This window comes from Caulobacter sp. FV1ye13L (genome assembly GCF_058681155.1).
This window is the reverse complement of record NZ_CM178732.1, coordinates 3,685,401-3,708,121: the sequence shown is the minus strand read 5'-3', so window position 1 is coordinate 3,708,121 and position 22,721 is coordinate 3,685,401. Positions and strand designations below refer to the sequence as shown.

General features: G+C 68.1%; 20 protein-coding genes. 9 read left to right on the top strand and 11 right to left on the bottom strand.

Annotated features, from left to right (window positions below):
* Positions 1-22: 22 nt before the first annotated feature.
* Entirely contained in the window at positions 23-2,188 is a 2,166-nt protein-coding gene (gene egtB, locus ACW176_RS17925) for an ergothioneine biosynthesis protein EgtB (RefSeq protein WP_492110103.1), read from the top strand.
* A 65-nt stretch (positions 2,189-2,253) separates the two neighbouring features.
* Here egtB and ACW176_RS17920 read toward each other — a convergent pair whose 3' ends face one another.
* Entirely contained in the window at positions 2,254-2,451 is a 198-nt protein-coding gene (locus tag ACW176_RS17920) for a con-10 family general stress protein (RefSeq protein WP_419321155.1), read from the bottom strand.
* 291 nt (positions 2,452-2,742) lie between these two features.
* Here ACW176_RS17920 and ACW176_RS17915 point away from each other — a divergent pair, with 291 nt between their 5' ends.
* A complete protein-coding gene (locus ACW176_RS17915) occupies positions 2,743-3,417 on the top strand; it encodes a DUF1345 domain-containing protein (protein WP_492110102.1) in 675 nt (224 codons plus the stop codon).
* Here ACW176_RS17915 and ACW176_RS17910 read toward each other — a convergent pair.
* From ACW176_RS17910 to ACW176_RS17890, 5 genes are all read right to left on the bottom strand, one after another.
* Complete coding sequence (locus tag ACW176_RS17910; protein ID WP_492110101.1) at positions 3,414-4,112, bottom strand: hypothetical protein; 699 nt, start codon at positions 4,110-4,112, stop codon at positions 3,414-3,416. The two genes, ACW176_RS17915 and ACW176_RS17910, sit on opposite strands and share 4 nt — an antisense overlap.
* A gap of 99 nt (positions 4,113-4,211) precedes the next feature.
* Positions 4,212-5,648 carry an ATP-binding protein gene (locus ACW176_RS17905; protein ID WP_492110100.1) on the bottom strand — a complete coding sequence of 479 codons (1,437 nt, stop codon included), beginning with the start codon at positions 5,646-5,648 and terminating at the stop codon, positions 4,212-4,214.
* On the bottom strand, positions 5,645-6,409 hold the full coding sequence (locus ACW176_RS17900; protein WP_419321160.1) for a response regulator: 765 nt from the start codon (positions 6,407-6,409) through the stop codon (positions 5,645-5,647). The genes ACW176_RS17905 and ACW176_RS17900 overlap by 4 nt, the downstream gene beginning before the upstream one ends.
* 96 nt (positions 6,410-6,505) lie before the next feature.
* Positions 6,506-7,225, bottom strand: a complete 720-nt coding sequence (locus ACW176_RS17895; RefSeq protein WP_492110099.1) for an MBL fold metallo-hydrolase — start codon at positions 7,223-7,225, stop codon at positions 6,506-6,508.
* Between the two features lie 188 nt (positions 7,226-7,413).
* Positions 7,414-9,042 carry an amino acid permease gene (locus ACW176_RS17890; protein WP_492110098.1) on the bottom strand — a complete coding sequence of 543 codons (1,629 nt, stop codon included), beginning with the start codon at positions 9,040-9,042 and terminating at the stop codon, positions 7,414-7,416.
* Between the two features lie 130 nt (positions 9,043-9,172).
* On the opposite strand from ACW176_RS17890, the gene hrpB reads away from it, so the two are divergent.
* Positions 9,173-11,617 carry an ATP-dependent helicase HrpB gene (gene hrpB, locus ACW176_RS17885; RefSeq protein ID WP_492110097.1) on the top strand — a complete coding sequence of 815 codons (2,445 nt, stop codon included), beginning with the start codon at positions 9,173-9,175 and terminating at the stop codon, positions 11,615-11,617.
* 3 nt (positions 11,618-11,620) lie between these two features.
* On the opposite strand, the gene ACW176_RS17880 is transcribed toward hrpB, so the two are convergent.
* From ACW176_RS17880 to ACW176_RS17865, 4 genes are read right to left on the bottom strand one after another with little or no spacing between them, the layout of a single operon-like run.
* Positions 11,621-12,484, bottom strand: a complete 864-nt coding sequence (locus tag ACW176_RS17880) for a hypothetical protein (protein WP_492110096.1) — start codon at positions 12,482-12,484, stop codon at positions 11,621-11,623.
* A 25-nt stretch (positions 12,485-12,509) separates the two neighbouring features.
* Positions 12,510-13,313, bottom strand: a complete 804-nt coding sequence (locus tag ACW176_RS17875) for a TrmH family RNA methyltransferase (protein WP_492110095.1) — start codon at positions 13,311-13,313, stop codon at positions 12,510-12,512.
* A gap of 5 nt (positions 13,314-13,318) precedes the next feature.
* On the bottom strand, positions 13,319-14,230 hold the full coding sequence (locus ACW176_RS17870) for an RsmD family RNA methyltransferase (protein ID WP_492110094.1): 912 nt from the start codon (positions 14,228-14,230) through the stop codon (positions 13,319-13,321).
* 18 nt (positions 14,231-14,248) lie between these two features.
* Positions 14,249-15,526, bottom strand: a complete 1,278-nt coding sequence (locus tag ACW176_RS17865) for a glycosyltransferase family 2 protein (protein ID WP_492110093.1) — start codon at positions 15,524-15,526, stop codon at positions 14,249-14,251.
* A 312-nt stretch (positions 15,527-15,838) separates the two neighbouring features.
* Here ACW176_RS17865 and ACW176_RS17860 point away from each other — a divergent pair, with 312 nt between their 5' ends.
* From ACW176_RS17860 to ACW176_RS17845, 4 genes are read left to right on the top strand one after another with little or no spacing between them, the layout of a single operon-like run.
* On the top strand, positions 15,839-16,474 hold the full coding sequence (locus tag ACW176_RS17860) for a TetR/AcrR family transcriptional regulator (RefSeq protein WP_419321168.1): 636 nt from the start codon (positions 15,839-15,841) through the stop codon (positions 16,472-16,474).
* A 3-nt stretch (positions 16,475-16,477) separates the two neighbouring features.
* Positions 16,478-17,290: an ABC transporter substrate-binding protein gene (locus ACW176_RS17855; protein WP_492110092.1), complete on the top strand. Its 813-nt coding sequence runs from the start codon at positions 16,478-16,480 to the stop codon at positions 17,288-17,290.
* Complete coding sequence (locus ACW176_RS17850; protein WP_492110091.1) at positions 17,287-18,273, top strand: FecCD family ABC transporter permease; 987 nt, start codon at positions 17,287-17,289, stop codon at positions 18,271-18,273. Before ACW176_RS17855 ends, ACW176_RS17850 begins: the two co-directional genes overlap by 4 nt.
* Positions 18,270-19,025, top strand: a complete 756-nt coding sequence (locus ACW176_RS17845; RefSeq protein ID WP_492110090.1) for an ABC transporter ATP-binding protein — start codon at positions 18,270-18,272, stop codon at positions 19,023-19,025. The genes ACW176_RS17850 and ACW176_RS17845 overlap by 4 nt, the downstream gene beginning before the upstream one ends.
* Positions 19,026-19,027: 2 nt before the next feature.
* Here ACW176_RS17845 and ACW176_RS17840 read toward each other — a convergent pair whose 3' ends face one another.
* Complete coding sequence (locus ACW176_RS17840; protein WP_492110089.1) at positions 19,028-21,109, bottom strand: lytic transglycosylase domain-containing protein; 2,082 nt, start codon at positions 21,107-21,109, stop codon at positions 19,028-19,030.
* A gap of 268 nt (positions 21,110-21,377) precedes the next feature.
* On the opposite strand from ACW176_RS17840, the gene dapA reads away from it, so the two are divergent.
* Both dapA and smpB read left to right on the top strand, forming a co-directional pair.
* Positions 21,378-22,262, top strand: a complete 885-nt coding sequence (gene dapA, locus ACW176_RS17835) for a 4-hydroxy-tetrahydrodipicolinate synthase (RefSeq protein ID WP_492110088.1) — start codon at positions 21,378-21,380, stop codon at positions 22,260-22,262.
* A complete protein-coding gene (gene smpB / locus ACW176_RS17830; protein WP_419321176.1) occupies positions 22,262-22,720 on the top strand; it encodes an SsrA-binding protein SmpB in 459 nt (152 codons plus the stop codon). The genes dapA and smpB overlap by 1 nt, the downstream gene beginning before the upstream one ends.
* The last annotated feature ends 1 nt before the right edge of the window (position 22,721 follow it).

Here is a 22,721-nt window from a genome sequence, read left to right as displayed (position 1 = left end):
GTCTTGGCCGCCAGGAGAGCGCATGAGCCCGGACGACCTGCACGCTTCGGAGGCCGTCCAGGCCTCCGTCGCGCGAGACGTGGAACGCTACCAGGCGGTCAGACGGCGCACCGAGGCTATAGCGGCCCCGCTGTCGGCCGAGGATCAGGCCGCCCAGTCGATGGCTGACGCCAGTCCGACGAAGTGGCACAGGGCCCACACGACCTGGTTTTTCGAGACCTTCCTGCTGATCCCCTATCTCGATAGCTATGCGGTGTTTGATCCCCGCTTTGGCTACCTGTTCAATTCCTATTACGAGGCGCTGGGCCCCCGTCAGCCGAGGCCGGCGCGGGGCATGCTGACCCGTCCTTCGACCGCCGAGGTCGGCGCCTATCGCGCCCATGTCGATGCGGCGATGGAAGGGCTGCTGTCGGGCGCGCCGTTGCTCCGGGAGGCGCGTGAGCGCCTGGACCTGGGGCTTGCCCATGAAGAGCAGCATCAGGAGCTGATCCTGATGGACATCCTGCATCTGCTTGCCCAGTCGCCGCTGGACCCGGCCTATGAGGCTGAGACGGGGCCCCGTGGCCAGGGGGCGCTGGACCCGCCGCGGTTCGTGCCGTTCGAGGGCGGCCTGGTCGAAATCGGCGCCGGTGAAACAGGCTTTGCGTTCGACAACGAGCGCCCGCGGCACAAGACCTATCTGGCGCCCTATCGCTTGAGCGACCGACTGGTGACCAATGGCGAGTGGATCGCCTTCATCGAGGCGGGCGGCTACGCCAGGGCCGAGCTGTGGCTTTCCGACGGCTGGTCGCGCGTGGTCGAGGAAGGTTGGGCGGCGCCGCTCTATTGGCGCCAGGAAGGGGACGGCTGGTCGGCCATGACCTTGACCGGGCGTCGGCCCGTCGAACGCGGCGAGCCGGTCTCGCATGTCAGCTACTATGAGGCGGCGGCCTATGCGACCTGGTCGGGGCGGCGCCTGCCGACTGAAGCCGAGTGGGAAGCCGCTGCCCGCGCGCCGGGCTCCGGCGGCCTGCGCCAGCTGCATGGCCATGTGTGGCAGTGGACCTCCAGCAGCTATGCCGCCTATCCCGGGTTTCGTCCCGGCGCGGGAGCGCTGGGCGAGTACAACGGCAAGTTCATGATCAACCAGATGGTGCTGCGCGGCGGTTGCGCGGCGACCCCACCCGGCCATACGCGGACGACCTATCGCAATTTCTATCATCCGGAGAAGCGCTGGGTTTTCGCGGGCGTCCGACTGGCCGACGACGTCAGGATCCTGGAGCTTTCGAGCGACAACCAGTTTCGGGACGATGTGGTGGCGGGTCTGTCGGCCCGCACAAAGACGCTGCCCAGCAAGTATTTCTATGACGCCGAGGGCTCGCGGCTGTTCGAGGCGATCTGCGATCTGCCGGAATACTATCTGACCCGCACAGAGACCGCGCTGCTTCGCCAGATCGCGCCGGAGATCGCCGCGCGGATCCCCGATGGCGCCGCGCTGGTGGAGTTCGGCAGTGGGGCCAGCGTCAAGACCCGGATCCTTCTGGACGCGGCGCCGCAACTCTCGGCCTATGCGCCCATCGATATCAGCCAGAGCGCGCTGGACGAGGCGACCGTCGCGATCGAGGCCAGCTATCCCTCGCTGACCGTCGCGCCGCTGGTTGACGACTTCACGCGGGCCCTGCGGCTGCCCTCGGCCGTGGCGGGGCGTGTCGCGGTCGGGTTCTTTCCCGGATCCACCATCGGCAACTTCCCGCCGCTCGAAGCCGAAGACTTCCTGCGTCGGGCCGGCGAACTGCTGGGCGATGGCGCGATGATGGTGGTGGGCGCGGACGTCGCCAAGTCTGCCGAAGTGCTGATCCCGGCCTATGACGACGCCCAGGGCGTCACGGCGGCCTTCAACCTCAACATCCTTGCACGGATCAATCGCGAACTGGGCGGTGATTTCGACCTTGCGGGCTTTGCGCACAGGGCCGTGTGGAACGAGCCGGAAAGCCGGGTCGAGATGCATCTGCTCAGCGCGACGGCCCAGCGTGTGACGATCGCGGGGCGGACGTTCGACTTCGCGGCGGGTGAAACCATCCACACCGAGAACTCGTACAAGTATCGGCCCGAGGCTTTTGAGGTCATCGCGCGCCGGGCGGGGTGGACCGTCTCGCGCAAGTGGGAAAGCATCCAGCCCGCGTTCGGGGTCTATGTCCTGACACGGTAGGCTAGACGTAGGAAAGCGCGCCGGACGGGGGTCCAGCGCGCTTCGGGCGTGTTCAGGTCAGGCGTTCAGTCGCCGGGGCGCAGGTTGCGGGAAGAGGATCCGCCCTTTCGACCCGCATTGGCGGCAAGATCGCGGTCCTTGGCGAAGCTTCGCTTCTCGCTGGGTACGCTGGCCCCGCCTTTGCGCGCGATCTCGCGGCGACGTTCAGGGTCCATGGCGGCGAAGCCGCGGCGGCCACGGGGCCGTTCGCTGTCGAGGTCCATACGGTGCTCCTAATCGATACTGGTCACGGTCGACGAACGGGGCGCGGCGTCATAGGGACGGTCGTCCCCAGGATCGACCGGTGACACGGGGGAGGGCATTTCATCGGGCGTTGACCCCGGGTCGTATTCCGGAGGCTGCGGCTCGACAGGAGGCGGTGCGTTGGGGTCGGTCATGGCGTCGTGTCCTGCGCGTTCAGTGACGTAACCAGCGAAGCCACGTTCGGTTCACCTCAAAGCGTGAGTAAATGCACGCAACAGGCGTAAGGCCTGCCAGGCAAAGGGATTGAGCGCGTGTCGAAATCGACGAAGTCCAGACCCGCCAGCCACATCACGCCGCCGCACTGGCGGCTTGGCGCGGGCTGTGCGGTCGGTCTGATCGTCTGGACGGCTGCGCTCTGGCTGCAGGCTCCGAGAGGCTCTCACCTGTTGCTGGGCTGGGACGGGGCCGCCTTCACCTATCTGATCCTGACCTGGCGGATATTCCTGCGCGCCGACGAGGCCGAGATCCGCGATCGGGCGGCTCAGGACGACGAGGGTCAGCCGGTCCTGCTGTTGATCGTGCTGGCCGCCATTGTCGCCAGCCTCGGTGCTGTGGTCGATGCGATGGTGGCGGCGCGGACCGCGCAGGGTCTGGCCAAGGGGCTCATCGCCACCAGCGCGGGCGCCACCCTGGTCCTGTCCTGGCTGGTGCTGCAGACGGTCTTCGTGCCGCACTACGCCCATCGCCATTTCGGGGACGGCAAGAGCAAGGGCGGCATCGGTTTTCCTGGTGAGCCGCCGACCAGCTACATGGATTTCGTCTATCTGGCCTTCAGCGTCGGGGCGACCTTCCAGGTGTCAGACAACACCATACTGACCTCGCGCCTGCGCCGGCTGGTCACCGCCCATGCGGCGACCGCCTTCGCCTACAACACCGCCATCCTGGCCCTTGGCATCAACATCATCGCCAGCGTAGTGGGCGGCTAGCGGCGCCGCCCCTGGACGGGGGTGGCGGGCAGTTCTTCCCCGCGCAGAAGGGCATCCTTGTCCGCATCAAGCAGCGCAAAGCGTGACCTGGCGGCCTTGACGGCCTCTTCGCGTGAGATGCGGCGGTTGAAGTCCGCGTCGGCGCCCATGACCGGCTGGGGCTCGGCCAGCAGGGCGTAGGGCGCGGCCCCCTGCAGGGCGCCGCCGACCAGTCCGCCGCGCTTGCGGGGCGGACCATCGCCGCCGCCGCCGGGAGGACCGCCCCGTCCGCCTCGTCCCCCGCCAAGCGGCATGTTGACCCCCTGCAGGATTTCCGGCGCGATGTTTCGCTCATAGGCCGAGACCTCGAACCCATCGATGACGCCGTCCTTGTCCGTATCGAGCACAGTGAAGAAGCGGCCGGCGTCGGCGACGAACTCATCGCGCGACAACGCGCCATCATGGTTGGCGTCCCCGGCCGAGAACCAGACCGCGACAGGGTAGGGCGCCTCCGCCGGAGCCCGGAAGGGCTCGCCCGCAGGACTGATGAAGAGTTGAGGTCGAGGCCGTCCGGGCCCGTGTTCGCCGCCCTCGCGGGGCGGGGGTCCGAAACCGCGTCCGGGCTTGGGTTCCTCTTCGCCGCCGGGCGCCGCATGGGCGGCCGTCGACAGGAACAGGGCGGCCAGGACGGCGGTGGTCGCAACGCGAGATGTCATGAGGAACTCCTTCCCCCGGCATCAAGCGCGGTGAGATTGCCGGGGAATGTCAGTCGCCAGGCTGAGCCTTGCACGCCGGCAACAAAGCGGCGCCTGGGGTTAGATCGGCAGGCGAACACAGGCGCGCAGGCCGCCTTCGGGTCGGTTGACCAGGGTGACGTCGCCGCCATGGGCCCGGGCCAGCGAGCGCACGACCGCCAGACCAAGGCCGATGCCGCCGGTCTCGCGATTGCGCGAGGGCTCGCCGCGGAAGAACGGCTCGAACACCCGCTCCTGCTCGGCCGGCGGGATTCCGGGGCCATCATCGTCGATCTCGATGATCGCCATGTCGCCCTCGGCGAACACGCGACCGCGCGCGGCGTGGCCGTATTTCAGGGCGTTGTCGACCAGATTGGCGACCAGCCGCTTGAGCGCGATCGGATCGCCCTCGATGACGATTTTCTCGGCGCGCTCGACTGTGGCCTGGCCGCCGGTCTCGGCGGCTTCATCGACCACGCTCTCCAGCAGGGAGGCCAGCTCAAGCTTGGTGCGTTCGGCGGGGCGGGTGGTGTCGCGAACGAAGGCCAGGGCGGCCGAGATCATGGCCTCCATCTGGTCGATATCGGCGGCCAGCTTGGCGCGCACATCGTCGGGCGTGGCCTCGATGCGGAACCGCAGGCGGGTCAACGGCGTGCGCAGGTCGTGGGCGATGGCCCCGATCATCGCGGTCCGATCCTCGACATAGCGGCGCAGGCGCTCCTGCATCATGTTGAAGGCGTTGGCGGCGGCCACGACCTCGGTCGAGCCTGACAGCTCCAGCGGCGCGGCGCGGGGATCGCGGCCAAGCCGCTCGGCGGCGTTGGCGAAGGCGGTGATGGGCTCGGCCAGCCGACGGGCGAACAGCCAGGCCAGGGGCGCGACGGCCAGCACCGACAGCACCAGGATCAGCAGGACCCGCTGCTGCCAGCTGTCGAAGCGGAAGGTGGGCTTGGGTTCGACCACGACCCAGCTGCCGTCGCTCTGACGAACGCCCAGCTCGAAATCGCCGAAGATGAACGGTTCGTCGCGCGCCGGCCCGGCGCGAGCGCCACGCTCGCCGGGCGGCGGCAGCTCGCGGGCGATGAACTGGTCGCGGGGGCCGCCCGGGCCAGTGTGACCGCCTGGCCCGGCAGGACCGCCCGTCCGGTCATTCGGGGTCGCCTTGAAGCGTCGAACAAAGAAGCGTGGACCGTTGTCCGTGACGATCTCGATACGCGCCGGCGCAACGTCGATGGCGCGACCGATGCCGGCCTTGAACTCGGCCCTGCGAGCGGAGTCGGGGCCGCCGGAGGGCATCCTGGCGCGGGTCTGAACCACCAGAGCGCGACCATCCCGGGGTTGCACCGTCTGGCCGGTCTTCAGGGCGCGTGTGATCTCAGACAGCCGATACAGCTCGGGCGGCGGCGGTGGCAGGGTGAAGATGACGGCGATGGCGATCAACTGCGCCGCCACCAGGGTCAGCGTCACCAAGCCCAGCGCCTGCACGAACAGCGGCGCGCCGCGGCGGCGCTGGCTCATGGCGTGCGAAGGACCTTGGCGGTGAACATGTAGCCCTCGCTGCGAATGGTGCGGATCAGCTCGCTGCCGCCGCCGTCGTCCAGCTTGCGCCGTAGCCGGCTGATCTGGACGTCGATGGCGCGGTCATAGGCATCGGAATCGCGACCGCGAGCAAGATCAAGCAGCTGGTCGCGGGTCAGCACCCGCTGGGGGCGTTCCACGAAGGCGCGGAGCAGCGAGAACTCGCCGCTGGACAGGTTCACGACCACCGACTGCGGCGAGCGCAGTTCGCGGCGCACCAGGTCGAGCCGCCAGCCGGCAAACTCACAGGCCGCGCCCATGCCGTCGTCGCTGTTGCGAGGTTCCTGCCGACGGCGCAGCACGGCGCGGATGCGGGCCAGCAATTCGCGCGGGTTGCAGGGCTTGGGCAGGTAGTCGTCGGCGCCGAGCTCCAGGCCGACGATACGGTCGGTTTCCTCGCCCATGGCCGACAGCATGATGATGGCGGGGCCGTCCTGCGCCGAAAGCCGGCGGCAGATGGCCAGGCCGTCCTCGCCGGGCAGCATGACATCAAGCACCACCAGATCGACCGGCCCTCGCGAAAGGACCTGTTCCATGGTGCGGGCGTCGGAAGCGGTGTCTACGGCATAGCCGTGTCGGCTCAGGAAGTCGGACACGACATCGCGAATGCCGGGGTCGTCATCGACGATCAGAATCCGCGACGCCGCGCTGCGCGGGGCCTCCGGGTCAGCTGCGGGGCCGGTTTGTGGGATGGTCTCCATGAGACGCTCCTGTCATGTCCCCGTGGCGTTCAGATTTCACGCTTGAAACAGCCGTGCAACCCGACGGCGCGATTTGGACCCCAATCGGCTCCGCCCTTAGCCCGGAGAGTTGTTTTTTGGGATCGCGAAGTCGGCGCCCTGGATGTTCTGGGCCTCGATCGCCAGGTCGCTGACATAAGGGTTGCTGCGTCGCTCGGCGGCGAAGCTGGACATCGGTCCATGGCCGGGGACGAACCGTACGTCGCCGCCCAGCGGCCACAGCTTCTGGGTGATCGAGTCCAGCAGGTCCTGGTGATTGCCACGCGGGAAGTCGGTGCGGCCGATCGAGCCCTGGAACAGCACGTCTCCCACCTGGGCGAAGCGCGCCTCGCGGTGGAAAAAGATCACGTGGCCCGGCGTGTGGCCGGGGCAATGCAGCACTTCGAACTCCGTCTCACCCAGGGTTACGACGTCGCCATCGTCCAGCCAGCGGTCGGGAACGAAGATCCGGGCTTCGGGAATGCCATAGCGCTCGCCGGACATCTGGATCTGGTCGATCCAGAACTGATCGTCCTTGTGGGGCCCTTCGATCGGAACACCGGTGAGGCGTTTGAGCTCCGCTGCGCCGCCGGCGTGGTCCATGTGGCCGTGGGTGATCCAGATCTTCTCCAGAGTCAGGCCCTGGTCGGCCAGAGCCTTCATCAGGCGTGGCACCTCGCCGCCCGGATCGATGACGGCAGCCTTCAGCGTCTTGGCGCACCAGACGATGGTGCAGTTCTGCTGCAGGGGCGTGACCGGCGCGATGACGGCGCGGATCGGAGGCTGGCTCTGGCTCACGGTAACTCCCGACCTGCCCGCATAGCGGGCGGGTCAATCTGAATATTAGAGCGTGATAGCCCCCGAAACCGGTGTCCACTTTCGGCGATCACGCTCGCTCGCTGACAACATAGGCCCTGGCGAGCGCCCAAGAAAGAAGGCCCGGGATTGCTCCCGGGCCTTCGATCGAGGTCGACGAAGAAGACTGGTTACTTCACGTCGTCCACGCCGCGACCCATGGCCTCGGCCGGCGAGTTCATCTCGGTGTCTTCGGTAATGTCGATGCCCTTGGCGAGCTTCGAGTTCCAGAAGCCGTAGGCGATGTAGATCACCGCGCCGACCGCCGCATAACCGCCCAGGATCATCAGCGGCAGCGGATTATCGTTCATGGCGTGAACGATCATCGGCTGGAAGTTCTGATAGGCCAGGAACAGACAGGCCAGAATACCCGCCACGGCGGTGAAGATGCCGCCCGGCACCTTGAACGGACGGGGCAGGTCGGGGTGCTTGATGCGCAGATAGATCACCGACAGACAGACGATCGAGAAGGCCACGGCCGTGCCCAGCGAGACCAGATCACCCAACAGGCTGATCGGCAGGAACGAGGCGGCGATGGCGATGACGACGCCCAGCAGGATGGTGCCCAGCCAGGGGGTGCGGAACTTGGGATGGATCGCGGCGAAGACCTTCGGCAGCAGGCCGTCGCGGGCCATGGTGTAGAAGATCCGGGTCTGGCCGTAGCACAGCACCAGCATGACCGAGGACAGGCCGGTAATCGCGCCGATCTTGATGGCGATGCTGATCAGGTTCAGCTTGCCGCCTTCAGCCGCCGCGTAGGGAACGTCGGCCCATTCCAGGGCCATGCGGTCGATGGCGACGGCGATCGGGGCCGGGCTGGCCAGTTCCTTGTAGGGGACGACGCCGGTCATGACGGCCGCAACGGCCATGTAGATCAGGGTGCAGACGACCAGGGCGCCCAGGATGCCGATCGGCACGTCCCTGGAGGGGTTCTTGGCCTCGGCGGCGGCGGTCGAAACCGCTTCAAAACCGACATAGGCGAAGAAGATGATCGCCGCGCCGCGGAAGATGCCGCCGGCGCCGAACTCGCCGGGCTGGCCGGTCGGCTCGGGGATGAAGGGGTGCCAGTTGGCGGGGTTGATGTACTGGATGCCCACCGCAATGAACACCAGAAGCACGATCACCTTAACGACCACGATGGCGTTATTGACGTTGGCGGACTCGCTGACGCCCAGCACCAGCAGGGCCGAGACCATGGCGATACCGATGGCCGCCACGATGTTCAGCGTGCCGGTCATGGCGAATGTCGTGCCGCCTTCAGGCGTGGTGACGGCCTGGATCAGCGGCGTGGCCCACATCGGAGCCTCCGCGCCGGCGACCATGATCGTCGGGAAATTGACTCCGAACGCGTGCAGGGTGCTGACGACATAGCCGGACCAGCCCACCGCGACGGTGGAGGCGGCGACGCCGTATTCCAGCACCAGCAGCCAGCCCATGATCCAGGCGAAGACCTCGCCCAGGGTGCCGTAGGCGTAGGTATAGGCCGAGCCGGAGACCGGCATGGTCGAGGCGAGTTCGGCGTAGCAGAGGCCGGCCAGGCCGCAGGCGATGCCGGCGACGATGAACGACAGCATGATCGCCGGGCCGGCATTGGCCGAGGCCACCTGGCCCGTCAGCACGAAGATACCCGCGCCGATGATGGCGCCGATACCCAGGCTCATGAGATTGATGGGACCCAGCGTTCGTTTCAGCTGGCTGTGTGCGGCCTCCTTCTGGATGCTCGCAATCGACTTCTTCAGGAACAGCCTGTTTCCGGCCATGTGTTTCTTTTCCCCAACGACCAGCGAACCCCCGCTAGTCAGGCATTGGGCCGGGACGTTAGTCAGACAGGCGGCTTCGCGCAACGCCTTGCGGTGACGAGAGCGGTTTGAGGGTCTATGCCTCCCCGCGATGCTGCCGATCGAGAATGTCCTGCCCGCATTGAAAGCGGCGATGCTCGCTTCCCATGCGACGGTCCTGGTGGCCCCGCCGGGCGCGGGCAAGACCACGGCTGTTCCCTTCGCGCTGTTGGGCGAGCCCTGGGTCGGCGAGCGCAAAATCATCGTGCTGGAGCCCCGCCGGCTGGCCGCCCGCGCCGCCGCGTCCCGCATGGCCTCCACCCTGGGCGAGGCGGTTGGTGAAACTGTAGGCTTCCGCGTGCGGTTGCAGTCGAAGGTCTCGGCCCGCACCCGCATCGAGGTGGTGACCGAGGGCGTCTTTACCCGGATGATTCTCGACGACCCGGGTCTGGAGAGCGTCGCGGCCGTCCTGTTCGACGAATTCCACGAACGCAGCCTGGATGCAGACCTGGGCCTGGCCTTCGCCCGCGACGTCCAGGGCCTGCTGCGCGATGATCTGCGGCTGCTGGTGATGTCGGCCACCCTGGATGGCGCGCGCGTCTCGTCATTGCTGGGTGACGCCCCGGTGATCGAGAGCCAGGGTCGGATGTTTCCGGTTGATACCCGCTACGTCGGCCGCGACGATCGTCTCCGCCTTGAGGAACGTGTCGGCAGGGCCGTCGAGCGGGCTCTGACCGAGGAAACTGGCAGTCTGCTGGTCTTTCTGCCGGGCCAGGGCGAGATCCGCCGGGTCGAGAGCTGGCTGGCCGAGCGCCTGCGCCGGCCCGAGGTCGATCTGGCGCCGCTGTATGGCGCGCTGGAGCCCGCCGTTCAGGATCGGGCGATCGCCGCCGCTGCGCCTGGGCGTCGCAAGGTGGTTCTGGCCACCTCGATCGCCGAGACCAGCCTGACCATCCAGGGTGTACGCGTGGTGATCGACTGCGGTCTGGCTCGTGTGCCGCGCTATGACCCCGCCAGCGGCATCACCCGGCTCGACACCGTCCGCGTGAGCCGCGCCGCCGCTGATCAGCGGCGGGGCCGGGCAGGGCGCACCGAGCCCGGCGTCTGCTACCGCCTTTGGGATGAGGCCGAGACCCGGTCGCTGCCGGCCTTCGCCCGTCCGGAAATCCTCGAGGCCGACCTGTCGCGCCTGGCGCTCGACCTGGCCCGCTGGGGAGCCCGCGACGCCTCGGGCCTGTGTTTCATGGACCCGCCGCCGGTCGCGGCCTTCGCCGAAGCCCGCACGCTGTTGCAACGCCTTCAGGCTTTGGATGCTCAGGGTGATCTCACCGCCCACGGCAAGGCCCTGGCCGGGATGCCCTTGCCGCCCCGGATCGCTCACATGGTCGTCCGCGCCGCCGCCTCCGGTCAGGCCAGGCGCGGAGCCGAGGTCGCGGCCCTGCTGACAGAGCAGGGTCTGGGTGGCCGGGAGGTCGACCTGCGCCGACGCCTGGAAAACCTGGGCCGCGACCGCTCGCCCCGGGCCAGGGACGCCCAGGCCCTGGCCGACCGCTGGGCGCGCGCGGCGGGCAAGCCATCGGGCGCGACGCCGCTGGATGAGGGGCTGATGCTGGCCGAGGCCTATCCCGAACGGGTGGCCCGAGCGCGCGGCAAGCCCGGGGAGTTCCAGCTGGCCGGCGGCCGGGGCGTTTATATGGAGCCCACCGATCCCCTGGCGCGCGAGACCTGGCTGGCCGTGGGCGAACTGGGTGGCGGCGACAGCCGCGACCGCATCCTGCTGGCCGCCGCCGTCGACGAAGTTGCCCTGCGCGAGGCCTTTGCCGACCGCCTGACCGCCGAGGACCGTCTGGAGACCAGCCCCGGCGGCAAGGTCCGCGCCAAGCGGCTGTTGCGTCTGGGCAAGCTGGTGCTGGAGGAGCGCCTGATCGATAAGCCTGACCCCGCCCTGATCGCCAGCGCTCTACTCGACCAGGTTCGCTCTGAGGGGCTGGCAGCGCTGCGGTTGGGCGATGGCGTTCAGGGCCTGCGCGACCGCGTCGCCTTTCTGCGCGGCCTGGACGGCGAGGTTTGGCCAGACCTGTCGGACGTCGCGCTTATGGAGCGCCTCAGCGAATGGCTGGAGCCGCTGCTGCATGGCCGCTCGTCGCTGTCGGCGCTGGACGAGAACACACTGGACGGCGCGATCCGCTCGCTGATCCCCTGGGACGCCCAGCAGAAGATCGATGCGGCGCTGCCGGCCCGCTTCAAGGCTCCGACCGGCACGACCGTGGCCATCGACTATGCCGCCGAGGCCGGGCCGCGCATCGATATCCGGGTGCAGGAACTGTTTGGCCTGACCCAGCACCCCAGCATCGCCGGCGGCAAGATCCCGCTGGTGCTGTCGCTGCTCTCGCCCGGCCACAAGCCGATCCAGATCACGCGGGACCTGCCGGGCTTCTGGAAGGGCTCCTGGCGCGAGGTGAAGGTCGAGATGAAGGGCCGCTATCCGCGCCATGTGTGGCCGGATGATCCCGCAGCCGCCGCGCCGACGACGCGGGCGAAGCCTCGGGGTACCTGAGGCCTATTGCGCGCGACTTAGCCAATGCAGCACGTTGAGCAGGAATTGCTTGTTCTGCTCGGCCCCAGGCGCGTTGAAACCCGCCTTGGCGCCGTTGTTGGCGCGTTGGGCCGAGAACATCGCCGCCTCGCTGAACAGAGCGATCCGGCCTTTACCGACCTCCATCGCCGCGCCACGCAGATCGGCTTCGGTAGAGGGGCGAGTAGGCGTGGTTTCGTCGAACTTCCAGGCCTCCTTGGGATATAGAATCGACCAGCCCGATCCCAGGCGCATCAGCGGCGTCGCACCGGCCGGAGCGTGCAGCACCGTGCCGGTGAAGGATATGATCTTGTCGACCGGCTTTCCCTTGGCTTGGCCCCGCGTGATAGGACTGTCGAGGAGACGGCCGTTATCCTTGGAGAACACTTCAGGGCCGCGCACGACCTCGGCGGCGAAGCTGTCCTCGAACCGGAAGCCGAAAGCCTTGGCCACGCCATCGGCGGCGGTGCCAAAAGGCATGTGGTCGGCGATCAGCAAAAGCGAGCCTCCGGCCTCGACCCATGCATGGATGGTGGCGACTTCTTGGGCCGTGAAGGGTGTTAGGGCGTTGGCGACGACCAGGATCTTCACCTGACTCAATGTCTGGGCCGTCGGCGCAGCGTCTAGCGAAACGACGCGATAGCCGTCGCTACGCGCCACAGCCGACGTGGGGGCATAGCGACCGTCGACGGTGTGGAAGTTCTCGTGGCTGGCGTCGATGGCGATGACGGGGCCGCTGTCTGCGACGTAGGCCGGTGTGGCCACGCTGACGTCGGTGTCAGGATCTGAGACCTGCTGCGCGATGGCCGGCGTCGCCAGAAGTGCCAAGACAAGTGGGATCCAACGCATCGTCTTCTCCTGGGCGTGCCGCCGCCTACCCCGTCACCGTATAGATCATGATCCCGGTCGCCACTGACAGGTTCAGGCTGTCGGCCCGGCCGCGCATCGGGATCTTGACGTTCACATCGCAGGCCGCCGCCAGTTCCGGTGGCAGGCCCTGCTGCTCGTTGCCCATCAGGATCAGGGACGGCTTCACATAGTCGGCGCTCTTGTGGTCGACGGTGGCGGTCAGCAGGGTGCCGATCACCGAGCCGGGCCAGGTTTCGCGCCAGGCCAGGAATTCCTGGATCGTGGCCTTGGCGATCTTGACCGCGAAGATCGAGCCCATGGTCGCCCGCACGCCCTCGACCGAATAGGGATCGACGCAGTCGCCCACCAGGATCACCCCGCCGCAGCCGGCCGCGTCGGCGGTGCGGATAACAGTGCCCAGGTTGCCGGGATCGCGCACAGCCTGCATCGCCACCCAACACGGCGCGCTTTGCGGCACGATGGCGTCCAGCGGCGTGAACACCTGTTTGAACACCCCGACCACGGCCTGGGGGTTGTCGCGGCGCGAGACCTTTTCGAGGATTTCCCGATTGACCTCAATGACTTCGCCGCCTGCCTTGAGGCAGGCCTGCGAGGCCTTCTGCAGCATCGGATGATCGGCGGCGTCGCGGCCGTACATGATGATCTTGGGCGCATGACCACAGTCGATCGCCTCGATGACGATCTTCAGGCCCTCGGCCAGGAACAGGCCGCTCTCCTCGCGCTCCTTGCGCATGTGCAGGGCGCGGACGGCCTTGACGGTGTTGTTGGAGAGCGAGGTGACGGTCTTGGCCGGGTTGGGGGCGTTCATCTGGTTCACCCTTCTGAAGACCAGCGGGCGAAGAACGACAGGCCGATCTGGCGGTCGCCCTTTTCCTCGACCAGCGACAGCTCGCCCCAGTCGATGACGCCGCTGCGGCCGTCCAGCACCTGGGCCAGCAGACCCGACATGGCCGCGCCCGACACGCGGGCCGCATAGGCGTTCATCAGCAGGAACGAGGCGTCGTCGCTGAGCAGTTGAGCGCAGTTGGCCGTGAGTTCGGTCAGGTCCTCGAACAGGCGCCAGACCTCTCCGTCCGCGCCGCGTCCGAACTTCGGCGGATCCAGGATGATGCCGTCATAGACATTGCCGCGCCGCACTTCGCGGGCGACGAACTTGCGGGCGTCCTCGACGATCCAGCGGATCGGCTTGTCGTCGAGCCCGGCGAAGGCGGCGTTCTCGCGGGCGAAGCCCACCGACTTCTTGGAGGCGTCGACATGGGTGACGGCCGCGCCGGCGGCGGCGCAGACCAGCGAGGCCACGCCGGTATAGCCGAACAGGTTCAGGATCTTGGGCTGGCGACCTGATGCCTTGGCGAAGGCGCGAACCCGCTCGTCCTGCCAGGCCCAGTTGGCGGCTTGCTCAGGAAAGAAGGCGAGGTGGCGGAAGGGCGTGAACTGGCCATGGAATTTCGCCTTACCCCAGGCGAGCGGGAACTTTTCGATCGGCTTGCCCTTGAAGCGCCAGCGGCCGGCCTCGTCCTCGTCGGAGGGGTCGAAGATCGCATCGGCGTCCTCCCAGGCCTTGGCCGGCAGGCGCGGCGACCAGAAGCATTGCGGCTCGGGGCGCACGACCGTGTAGGGGCCGTAGCGTTCCAGCTTCTTGCCATTGCCGCTGTCCAGCAGGGCGTAGTCGCTCCAGCCGGTGGTGCGCATCACGATGGGGGCGGGGGCGATCGTCGGGCTCATCGTCTCGCCCATACGCTTTCAGGGTGTTGGCCGTCCAGTGCGCGGCGTGTGAGAGGTCTTGTCCCAGTGATGGGGCGCAACGAAGAATTGCCATATCGCGCGGGGCGAGGCGAAGACCCACATCATCCAGTAACCCGCCATGCCAAACAGATGCAGGAAGCGTGGGCGGTCGCCTGACCGCAGCAATCCAACCGCTGCGCAGACCGCCGAAGCCATCCAGCCGAACATGTAGAGCGTCAGATCGGCGCCAGCGATCGACGGTTCGCCATCGGCCAGCCAGTTCACCGCCACGCCGACGCCGGCGATCAGCATGGCCGGAGCATGAAGGTTGGAGGCGGCGATGGGAACGCCAAGCGTCACGATCAGGGCCAGCAGGCTGCGCGGCTGCCTCCGGGTCTCGCCCCTGCTATGAACGGCCAGGGTTTGCAGATGCCCCTTGATCCAGCGCGCCCGTTGCGGCCCCCACTGATCCAGTGAGGTGGGCGCGGTTTCCAGGGTGGGGCGCTCGATGACATCCAGCTTGTAGCCCGCCGAGGCCAGACGAAAGCCGATGTCGGCGTCTTCGGTGACATTGTAGGCGTCCCAGCCACCAACCGCCTGCAAGGCCGAGCGCCTGAAATGGTTGCTGGTGCCGCCCAGCGGGAAGGGCAGACCCCAACGCGCATAGGCCGGCAGCAGCACCTGGAACAGCGCGGCATATTCCAGTCTGAACTGCTCGGCGATGAAGGCGAGATAGCGCGGCGTCTCGACGCGCAGGGGCGCCTGCAGACAGGCCAGATCAGCGGTGTCCGACGCGAACCGCGCCGCCGCCTCGCGCAGTTGCAGCGGATCGGGAGCATCTTCGGCGTCGTAGATGACAACAAGGGATCCCTTGGCCAGCGCCAGGGCGATATTGCAGGCTCGGGGCTTGGTGCGTGGCAAGCCCGGCGGGGCCACCAGCACCTGGATGAAGGAGGGCAGGTCCAGGGCGTGAAAGGCCGAATGGGTCGCCAGATCGTCCGCCTCCAGAACGATCAGGGCCTGCAGCCGGTCACGCGGGTAGTCCAGTCGGGCCAGATTGCCGACCAGTTCGCAGGCCACTTCCGCCTCGCGATACAGCGGCACAATGAGCGTGTAGTGGGGCAGGGCTTGATCTGCCAGCGCGGGACAGTCTCGCTTGCGCGGGGGTGTCAGAACGGCGGCGAGCCGGATCACCGCGCCAGCCACGAAAACGCTGTAGAATAGACCGTAGAGCCCCCAGATCAGGAGGGCGGGCGACAGCACGCCGAGCGCCAAAAGCCCCAGCACCAAGACCACCGCTGTTGATCTTTGCCCCCTTCCAAAAGTGACATGGGCGCCCTCGGCGATCCGAGCGGAGGGCTGTGCGATATCGTCCGGAACAAAGGGGAAGGCCTTGACGGTCCCCTCGGGCGCCACACTCCGTTCTTCGCGCGCCATGTCGCCCCCCGGCCGGTTCGCTCGATCTTCGGGAGTCAATTAAATGAACACAACCAATGAGTGTCAAATAGAAAAACACGCGTTTCAGGTTTGATGCCGTGCCGCCTTGCGACGGCTGGGTGATTCCCGTTTAGTATCGGAAGTTGGGGAAACGCAGGGGACATGCCGGCCGTGACGCTTGTTTTGAAGAAGCCGCACAAGTCCGCCCGCAAGCCGAAAGGCGACGGGCACTTGCGTCGCGGCGAAATCCTTGCGGCCGCCGAAAAGATTTTCATCGCCGAGGGCTATGCCGGCGCGACCATCCGCAAGATCGCAGACGCGGTCGGCGTGTCGTCCACGGCCCTCTACATGCACTTTCGCGACAAGGATCAGATCCTGCTGGAGATCAGCGATGGCGCGATCGAGCGGCTCCTGAACCTCAATACCGACATCGGCGGTCGGGCCATCGACCCCGTTTCGCGGGTCCGGCTGATGCTGGAGGCCTATATGCGTTTCGCGCTGGAGAACCCCAACACCTATGAGCTGGTGTTCTGTGGTTCCGGGGCGAGCATTTCGGTGGAGAAGCAGGCCGGCACCCTGGAGCTGGGGGATCGCTGCTTCGAGAAGTTCAGCGAGCCCTTCCGCGAGATCGCCGCCGCCGGTCGCTTGCGGTCGGGTACGGCGCAGAGCGCCGCCGAAGTGCTGTGGGCGGGTTGCCATGGGCTGGTGTCGCTGCTGATCACCAAGCCGAACCGTACATGGTCTTCGTCCGAGCACTTGATGGGCGTCATGCTGGATGGGCTGCTGAACGGCCTGGTCACGGACTGATCCGTGTCGACCGTCCGTGTGCTTGGCGCTGTCGCGGTGGCGATGGCTTTCGCGCCGTCAGCCGTCGCCGCGAGCCCACGGGTGATGTCGCTGGATTCCTGCGCCGATCAATATGTTCTGGCCCTGGCTCCCCGGGAGGTGATCGTCGGCCTGTCGCATCGGGCCGGCGCGCCGGATTCCTATATGCGCAAGGCTTCGGTCGGGCTGCCGCATCGCCGCGCCACGGTCGAGAGCCTTGTCGCCGCGCGGCCGCAGGTTGTGGTCCGCCATTGGGGTGGCGACGCCCGGCTGGTCTCCGCGCTGGAGCGACGCGGCGTCCATACGGTCAGGATCGATGACGCCGCCGACTTCGACGGCGTCCGCGCCAATGTCCGGCGCGTCGCCGTCGCTCTGGACCGCAAGGCGGCCGGCGAGGCGCTGATCGCGCGCATGGACGGCCAGCTCAAGGCCTCGGCCGGCGCCTGGCAGGGGCAAAGCGCCCTCTATCTGACGCCGGGCGGCTATACGGCGGGGAGCGGCACCCTGATCGACGCCATGCTGAAGGCCTCGGGCCTGTCGAACGCCAGTGCGGGACCCTTCTTCAGCCCCGTGCCGCTGGAGAGTCTGCTGATGACGCCGCCGCGCGCGGTGGTTCTGGGCTTTTTCGACCTGACCCGCGCGGGCTCCGACCGCTGGGGCGCCGGGCGTCACGCGGCGCTCAGGCGGGCGACGGAAAACCGCACGATCGCCTCTCTGTCTGGCGCGGTGGTGGGCTGTCCCGCCTGGTTCGCGGCCGATGGTGTGGCGCAGTTGGCTCAGGCGCGAGCCGTGCGATGAGCCTGCTCCGCCTTTGTCTTGGCATGGTCTGCCTGCTGGCGCTCGCCGCCGTCGCCGCTGTGCTGCTTGGCGAAACGCCTCTGGCGCTCGGCCAGTATGCTCAAGCCATCGCACATCCAGGCTCGCCGCCCGGCGAGGTGCTGTGGACCATCCGGGCCCCGCGCGTCGCCATGGCGGCGCTGGTGGGTGCGGCTCTGGGCCTGGCGGGCGCGACCATGCAGGGCCTGCTGCGCAATCCTCTGGCTGACCCCGGCGTCCTGGGCGTCTCGGCGGTGTCGGGGCTGGGCGCGTCCTTGGCCATTGCCGGCGGACTGGCGGCGGTCCCGGGCGCCATCGAACTGGCCGCCTTGCTGGGCGCGCTGGTGGCCGGCGGGGCGGTGGTGGCCATCGCTGCCCGTCTTCGCGAACCTGAGGCCCTGATCCTGCTGGGCGTGGCTATCTCGGCCTTCGGCGGGGCCCTGACCGCTCTGGTATTCAACCTTGCGCCGTCGCCGGTCGCCATCGCCGAGGTCCTGGCCTGGCTGATGGGATCGGTCGAGAACCGCGACTGGACCGACAGCCTGAGGGCGCTGGTCCCCATGGCGATCGGCGCCGCCCTGTGTCTGAAGGCGGGGCAGGGCCTGCGCATGCTGACCCTGGGCGAGGAGGCGGCCGCGATGTCGGGCCTGCCCATGTCGCGCCTGCGGGTCTATGCCGTGGCCGGCGCGGCGCTGCTGACCGGCGCCGCCGTGGCCGGAGCCGGGGTCATCGGCTTTGTCGGCCTGGCCGCGCCGCACATGGTGCGGGCGCTGGTGAAGGACGATCCGCGTCAGATCCTGTGGCCCTCTGCCCTGGCCGGCGCCCTGCTGCTGGTTCTGGCCGATCTGGCGGCGCGCATCGCACCGACCGATCAGGAACTGAAGCTGGGCGTCGTCACGGCCCTGTTCGGCGCGCCGGCCTTTGCCCTGCTGGCCTGGCGGGCGTCGCGGAGCTGGCGGGCATGACGGCGGCCTGGGCCCTCAGCGGCGTCAGCGCGTTTCAGGGCGGCAAGCGGGTCTTGGACGCCGCCGTTCTGGTCGTCAGCCCCGGCGAAGTCGTCGGCGTGGTCGGCCCCAATGGCGCGGGCAAGACCAGCCTGTTGCGGGCGGGCCTTGGCCTGTTGCCCAGACAGGAGGGTGAGGTCTGGCTGGGCGATCAGCGTCTCGAGGCTCTGAGCGCCGAGGCCCGCGCCGCGCGCGTGGGCTATCTGCCGCAGGATCGCCGGCTGGCCTGGAACCTGCCCGCCGAGCGGGTCGCCAGCCTGGGCGCGGTCGATCTTCCCGACGCTCAGGCCCTGGAGGTCGCGCGCGAGCGACTGGCGCGGGTCGGCGCGGCCGATCTCGCGACGCGCGGCGTGCTCGACATGTCGGGTGGCGAGCGGGCCAGGGTCTTGCTGGCGCGGCTGCTGACCACGCGCGCGCCGCTGCTGGTGGCCGACGAGCCCATCGCGGGCCTGGACCCCGACGCTCAACTGCTGACTCTGGACCTGCTGCGCGCCGAGGCCGCCGCCGGCGCAGGCGTGGTGGTGACGCTGCACGACCTCAGCCTTGCGGCGCGCTGCTGCGACCGCCTGGTGGTGATCGATGGCGGACGTGTCGTGTCGGAGGGCGCGCCCGGCATAGCCCTTGCGCCGGAGATCCTGGCGCGGGTGTTCAGGCTGGACGGCGCGCTGGTGGAAACGCCGGCGGGGCCCGTGCTGGCCGCTCGCCGGCTATAGGGTCACGGCTGGGTCGAGGGCGCGTAGGCCTGGGCCACCGACGGCGCATAGACATAGCCGCCGCGCTTGAGTTCCCGCGACAGGGTCAGGGGCGTGGTCCCGCCATTGAGGCGCGCGCGATAGACCATGGTCGTTTCCAGGGTCCGCATCACATAGTTGCGGGTTTCCGAGAACGGGATGCACTCGATGAAGTCGAGCGGGTCCGTCGTGGCCCCGCGCGGGTCGCCGCACTGGGTGACCCATGCGGCTGGGCGTCCGGGACCGGCGTTATAGGCGGCGGCGGCCATGATGTAGGAACCGCTGAAGTTTTCGACCATGTCGCCCAGATAGGTCGAGCCCAGGCGCATGTTGTACGAGGCGTCCGACAGGCGGTCGACAGAGTGACGCTCACCCAGCTGGCGGGCCACGATGGCGGCAGTCGGCGGCATCAGCTGCATCATGCCGCGCGCGCCGACGCCCGAGCGGGCATTGGGGTCGAAATTGCTTTCCTGGCGCGAGATCGAATAGACGAAGGCCGTCTCGGCCGCGCCGGGGCCCGGCGTGAAGTGGTGGTCGAGCAGGGGATAGCCGCGCTCGGGCAGGATGAAGCCCCGCTGGGCTGCGGTGCGCACGGCGCGCATACCCAGGTCCTGGTCGCCATAGCCGCGCGCGAAGTCGACCAGCAGGGCCGATTCCTCGGCATTGGGCAGGTTGTCATCGATAAAGAGCACCAGCGAGCGGAACTGATCCTTGGCCCCGATGTCGGCCAGCATCCGCGCGGCGCGCACCAGCTCGCGGCCGTGGAAGCGGGCGCGGTCGGCCTGGGTGACGACCGGGTCGCGCTCGAGCTTGAGCTCGGTCAGGCCCGCCTTCTCGGCCGACAGCTGGCCGTAGAAGGTGGTGATGTGGCGTGCGCCCTCGGAATAGAAGGCCTGGGCGGCGATGGGGTCATTCTGGGCCTCTGCCGCGCGACCCTGCCAGTAGAGCGCCCGGCCCTTGGTGATCGGCGAGGCGCCAATGGCGGCGATGGCGGCGAAGTGGCGAGCGGCCGCGTCGGGCTGCCTGAGGCGGGCCAGGGCGATCCAGCCCGCATAGAACTCGGCCTCTGCGGCGTCAGCGCCGACGGAGAGGCCCGTATTGGCGGCGGCGGCATAGGCGCCCCCGCTGTCGCCGGTTTTCAGGGCCGAGACGACCAGCGCCCGGCGTTCCTTCCAGATCGCGGTGGCGGCTTCGTCGGTCGGCGGCGGCGAGGGGAAATTGCGCACCAGCTGCAGGGCGAAGCTGTCCAGGCCGCGACGACGCATATAGGCGGCGCGCTCGAACACCACGCCAGGAGAGGCCTGATCGTCGGGACCCAGGGTCTCGAACATCGAGGTGGCGCTGGCGGCGTTCTGGCGGAAGGCGATACGGACGCGGGCTGAGGCCTGCTGATCTGCGGGCAGCAGGTCGACCAGATCGCGCGCCGCCGGGCCTTGCTGGCCATACAGCAGGATATCGGCGCGGCGGGCATAGTCTTCGGCGGTCAGCATCGTCCCGAAGCGGGCGGCCATGCTGCGCTGGGCGTCGGCTTCGAACACCCTGTCGCGCCAGGTGCGGCGGATCAGGTCAACGGCGTCCTGCTGGCGGCCGCTGGCCTGGTAGGCCGAGGCCAGGGCCATGGCGCCCTCGGCGGTGGCGGGCTGGCCGCCGCCGAACCAGGCGATGATCTGGGCGGGGCTGAGGCCGGAGACCGACAGCTGCTTTTCGGCGGCGGTCTCGCGGCGACCCGCGCGGGGCCAGCCGGCCAGGTCGCGGCGGGCGGAATCGAGTTCGAAGAAGCTCATCGCCTCGGCCGAGCTGTCGACCAGGGCCCAGAGGGCGATCTTGCGGGCAATCGGGTCCTGCAGGCTGCTCATCGCCATACGGGCGCGAGAAACGTCGCCGCTCCTGGCGCCGGCCAGCGCCATGCGCAGGTTCTCGGCCTCGACGTCGGACACCGTTCCGGGAATGGCGGTCGGCGGGGTGGTGATCAGGGCCGGCGTCGATGACGGCTGGTAGGGGACCGGACCGGACGTCTGGGCGCCCGCGACGCTGCCGAGCAGCACCAGACCGGCGCTTCCGAACATGATCCGACGCAACACTGAAGCCAAAACCCGTTCTCCTTCACGCACCGTCGAATCGAACCGACAGCCGCTTATGCGATCCATCAGGCCCGAAGACACCTAAGGAACGGTTTTTCTGAGGCCTCAAGGGCTTGACCCTTGGGGCTTGGCCCATCAAACCGCTGCCTGCTCCGACGCACCGGTTGCGGGACGGCGGGGCGGCGACATATTGTCCGCTCCCATCGTCTGGCCGCAACCTTCGCGGCGCCCTTCTCACGGCAAATTGCAAGTTATGGTCCATTCTCCGTTCAAGGGCGTTATTCCCGCCCTGATTACGCCCTTCCGAGACGGCGCCGTGGACGAAGCGGCCTTCGTGGCCCTCGTCGAGCGCCAGATCGCAGGCGGCGTGCACGGTGTCGTGCCCGTCGGCACCACCGGCGAAACCTCGACCCTGAGCCATGACGAGCACAAGCGGGTGGTCGAACTGTGCGTGCAGACCGTCAAGGGCCGGGTTCCGGTGATCGCCGGCGCGGGCTCCAACTCGACCGATGAGGCCATCGAACTGGCCCAGCACGCCAAGGCGGTGGGCGCCGACGCGGCTTTGGTGGTGACGCCCTATTACAACCGCCCCAGCCAGGAAGGTCTGTATCGTCACTACGAGGCGATCAACAACGCCGTCCAACTGCCGGTTTTGGTTTACAATGTCCCCAGCCGGGCCAGCGTCGACATCTCCAACGAGACCCTGGCGCTGCTGTCCAAGCTGCCCAACATCATCGGCGTCAAGGACGCCACCGGCGATCTGGCCCGCGCCAGCATGCAGCGCATCCTATGCGGCCCCGACTGGGTGATGCTGTCGGGCGATGATCCCACGGCCCTGGGCTACATGGCCCATGGCGGCCATGGGGTGATCTCGGTGACCTGCAATGTCGCGCCCGAGGCCTGCTCGGCCTTCATCAACGCCTGCCTGAAGGGCGAATGGGAGACCGCGCTCTATGGCCAGGATCGCCTGATCAAGCTGCACAAGGCGCTGTTCCTGGATTCCTCGCCCGCGCCGACCAAGTTCGCCATCGCCCATCTGGGCCTGTGCGAGCCCGACGTTCGCCTGCCGATCGCGCCGTGCAATGAGGCCGTGAAGCCGGCGATCCTGGAGGCCATGCGCGAGGCGGGTCTGGTCTGATGACCAAGCCCATCGCGGAGAACCGGCGCGCCCGGTACGACTACTTCATCGAAGAGACCTTCGAGGCCGGCATCATGCTGACCGGCACCGAGGTCAAGTCGTTGCGGGTGGGCCGGGCCAATATCGCCGAAGCCTACGCCTCGGTGGAAGGGCGGACGATCAAGCTGATCAACGCCGACATCCCGCCCTATGGCCACGCCAACCGCTTCAATCACGAGCCGCGCCGGCACCGCACGCTGCTGCTGCACAAGAAGCAGGTCGAGAAGCTGATCGGCGCCGTCCAGCGCGATGGCCGCACCCTGATCCCGCTCAAGCTTTACTGGAACGAGAAGGGCCTGGCCAAGCTGGAGATCGGCCTGGCCAAGGGCAAGAAGACCCACGACAAGCGCGAGACCGAGGCCGCCCGCGACTGGCAGCGCGACAAGGCGCGGCTGATGAAGGGCGACCGCGGGGACTGAG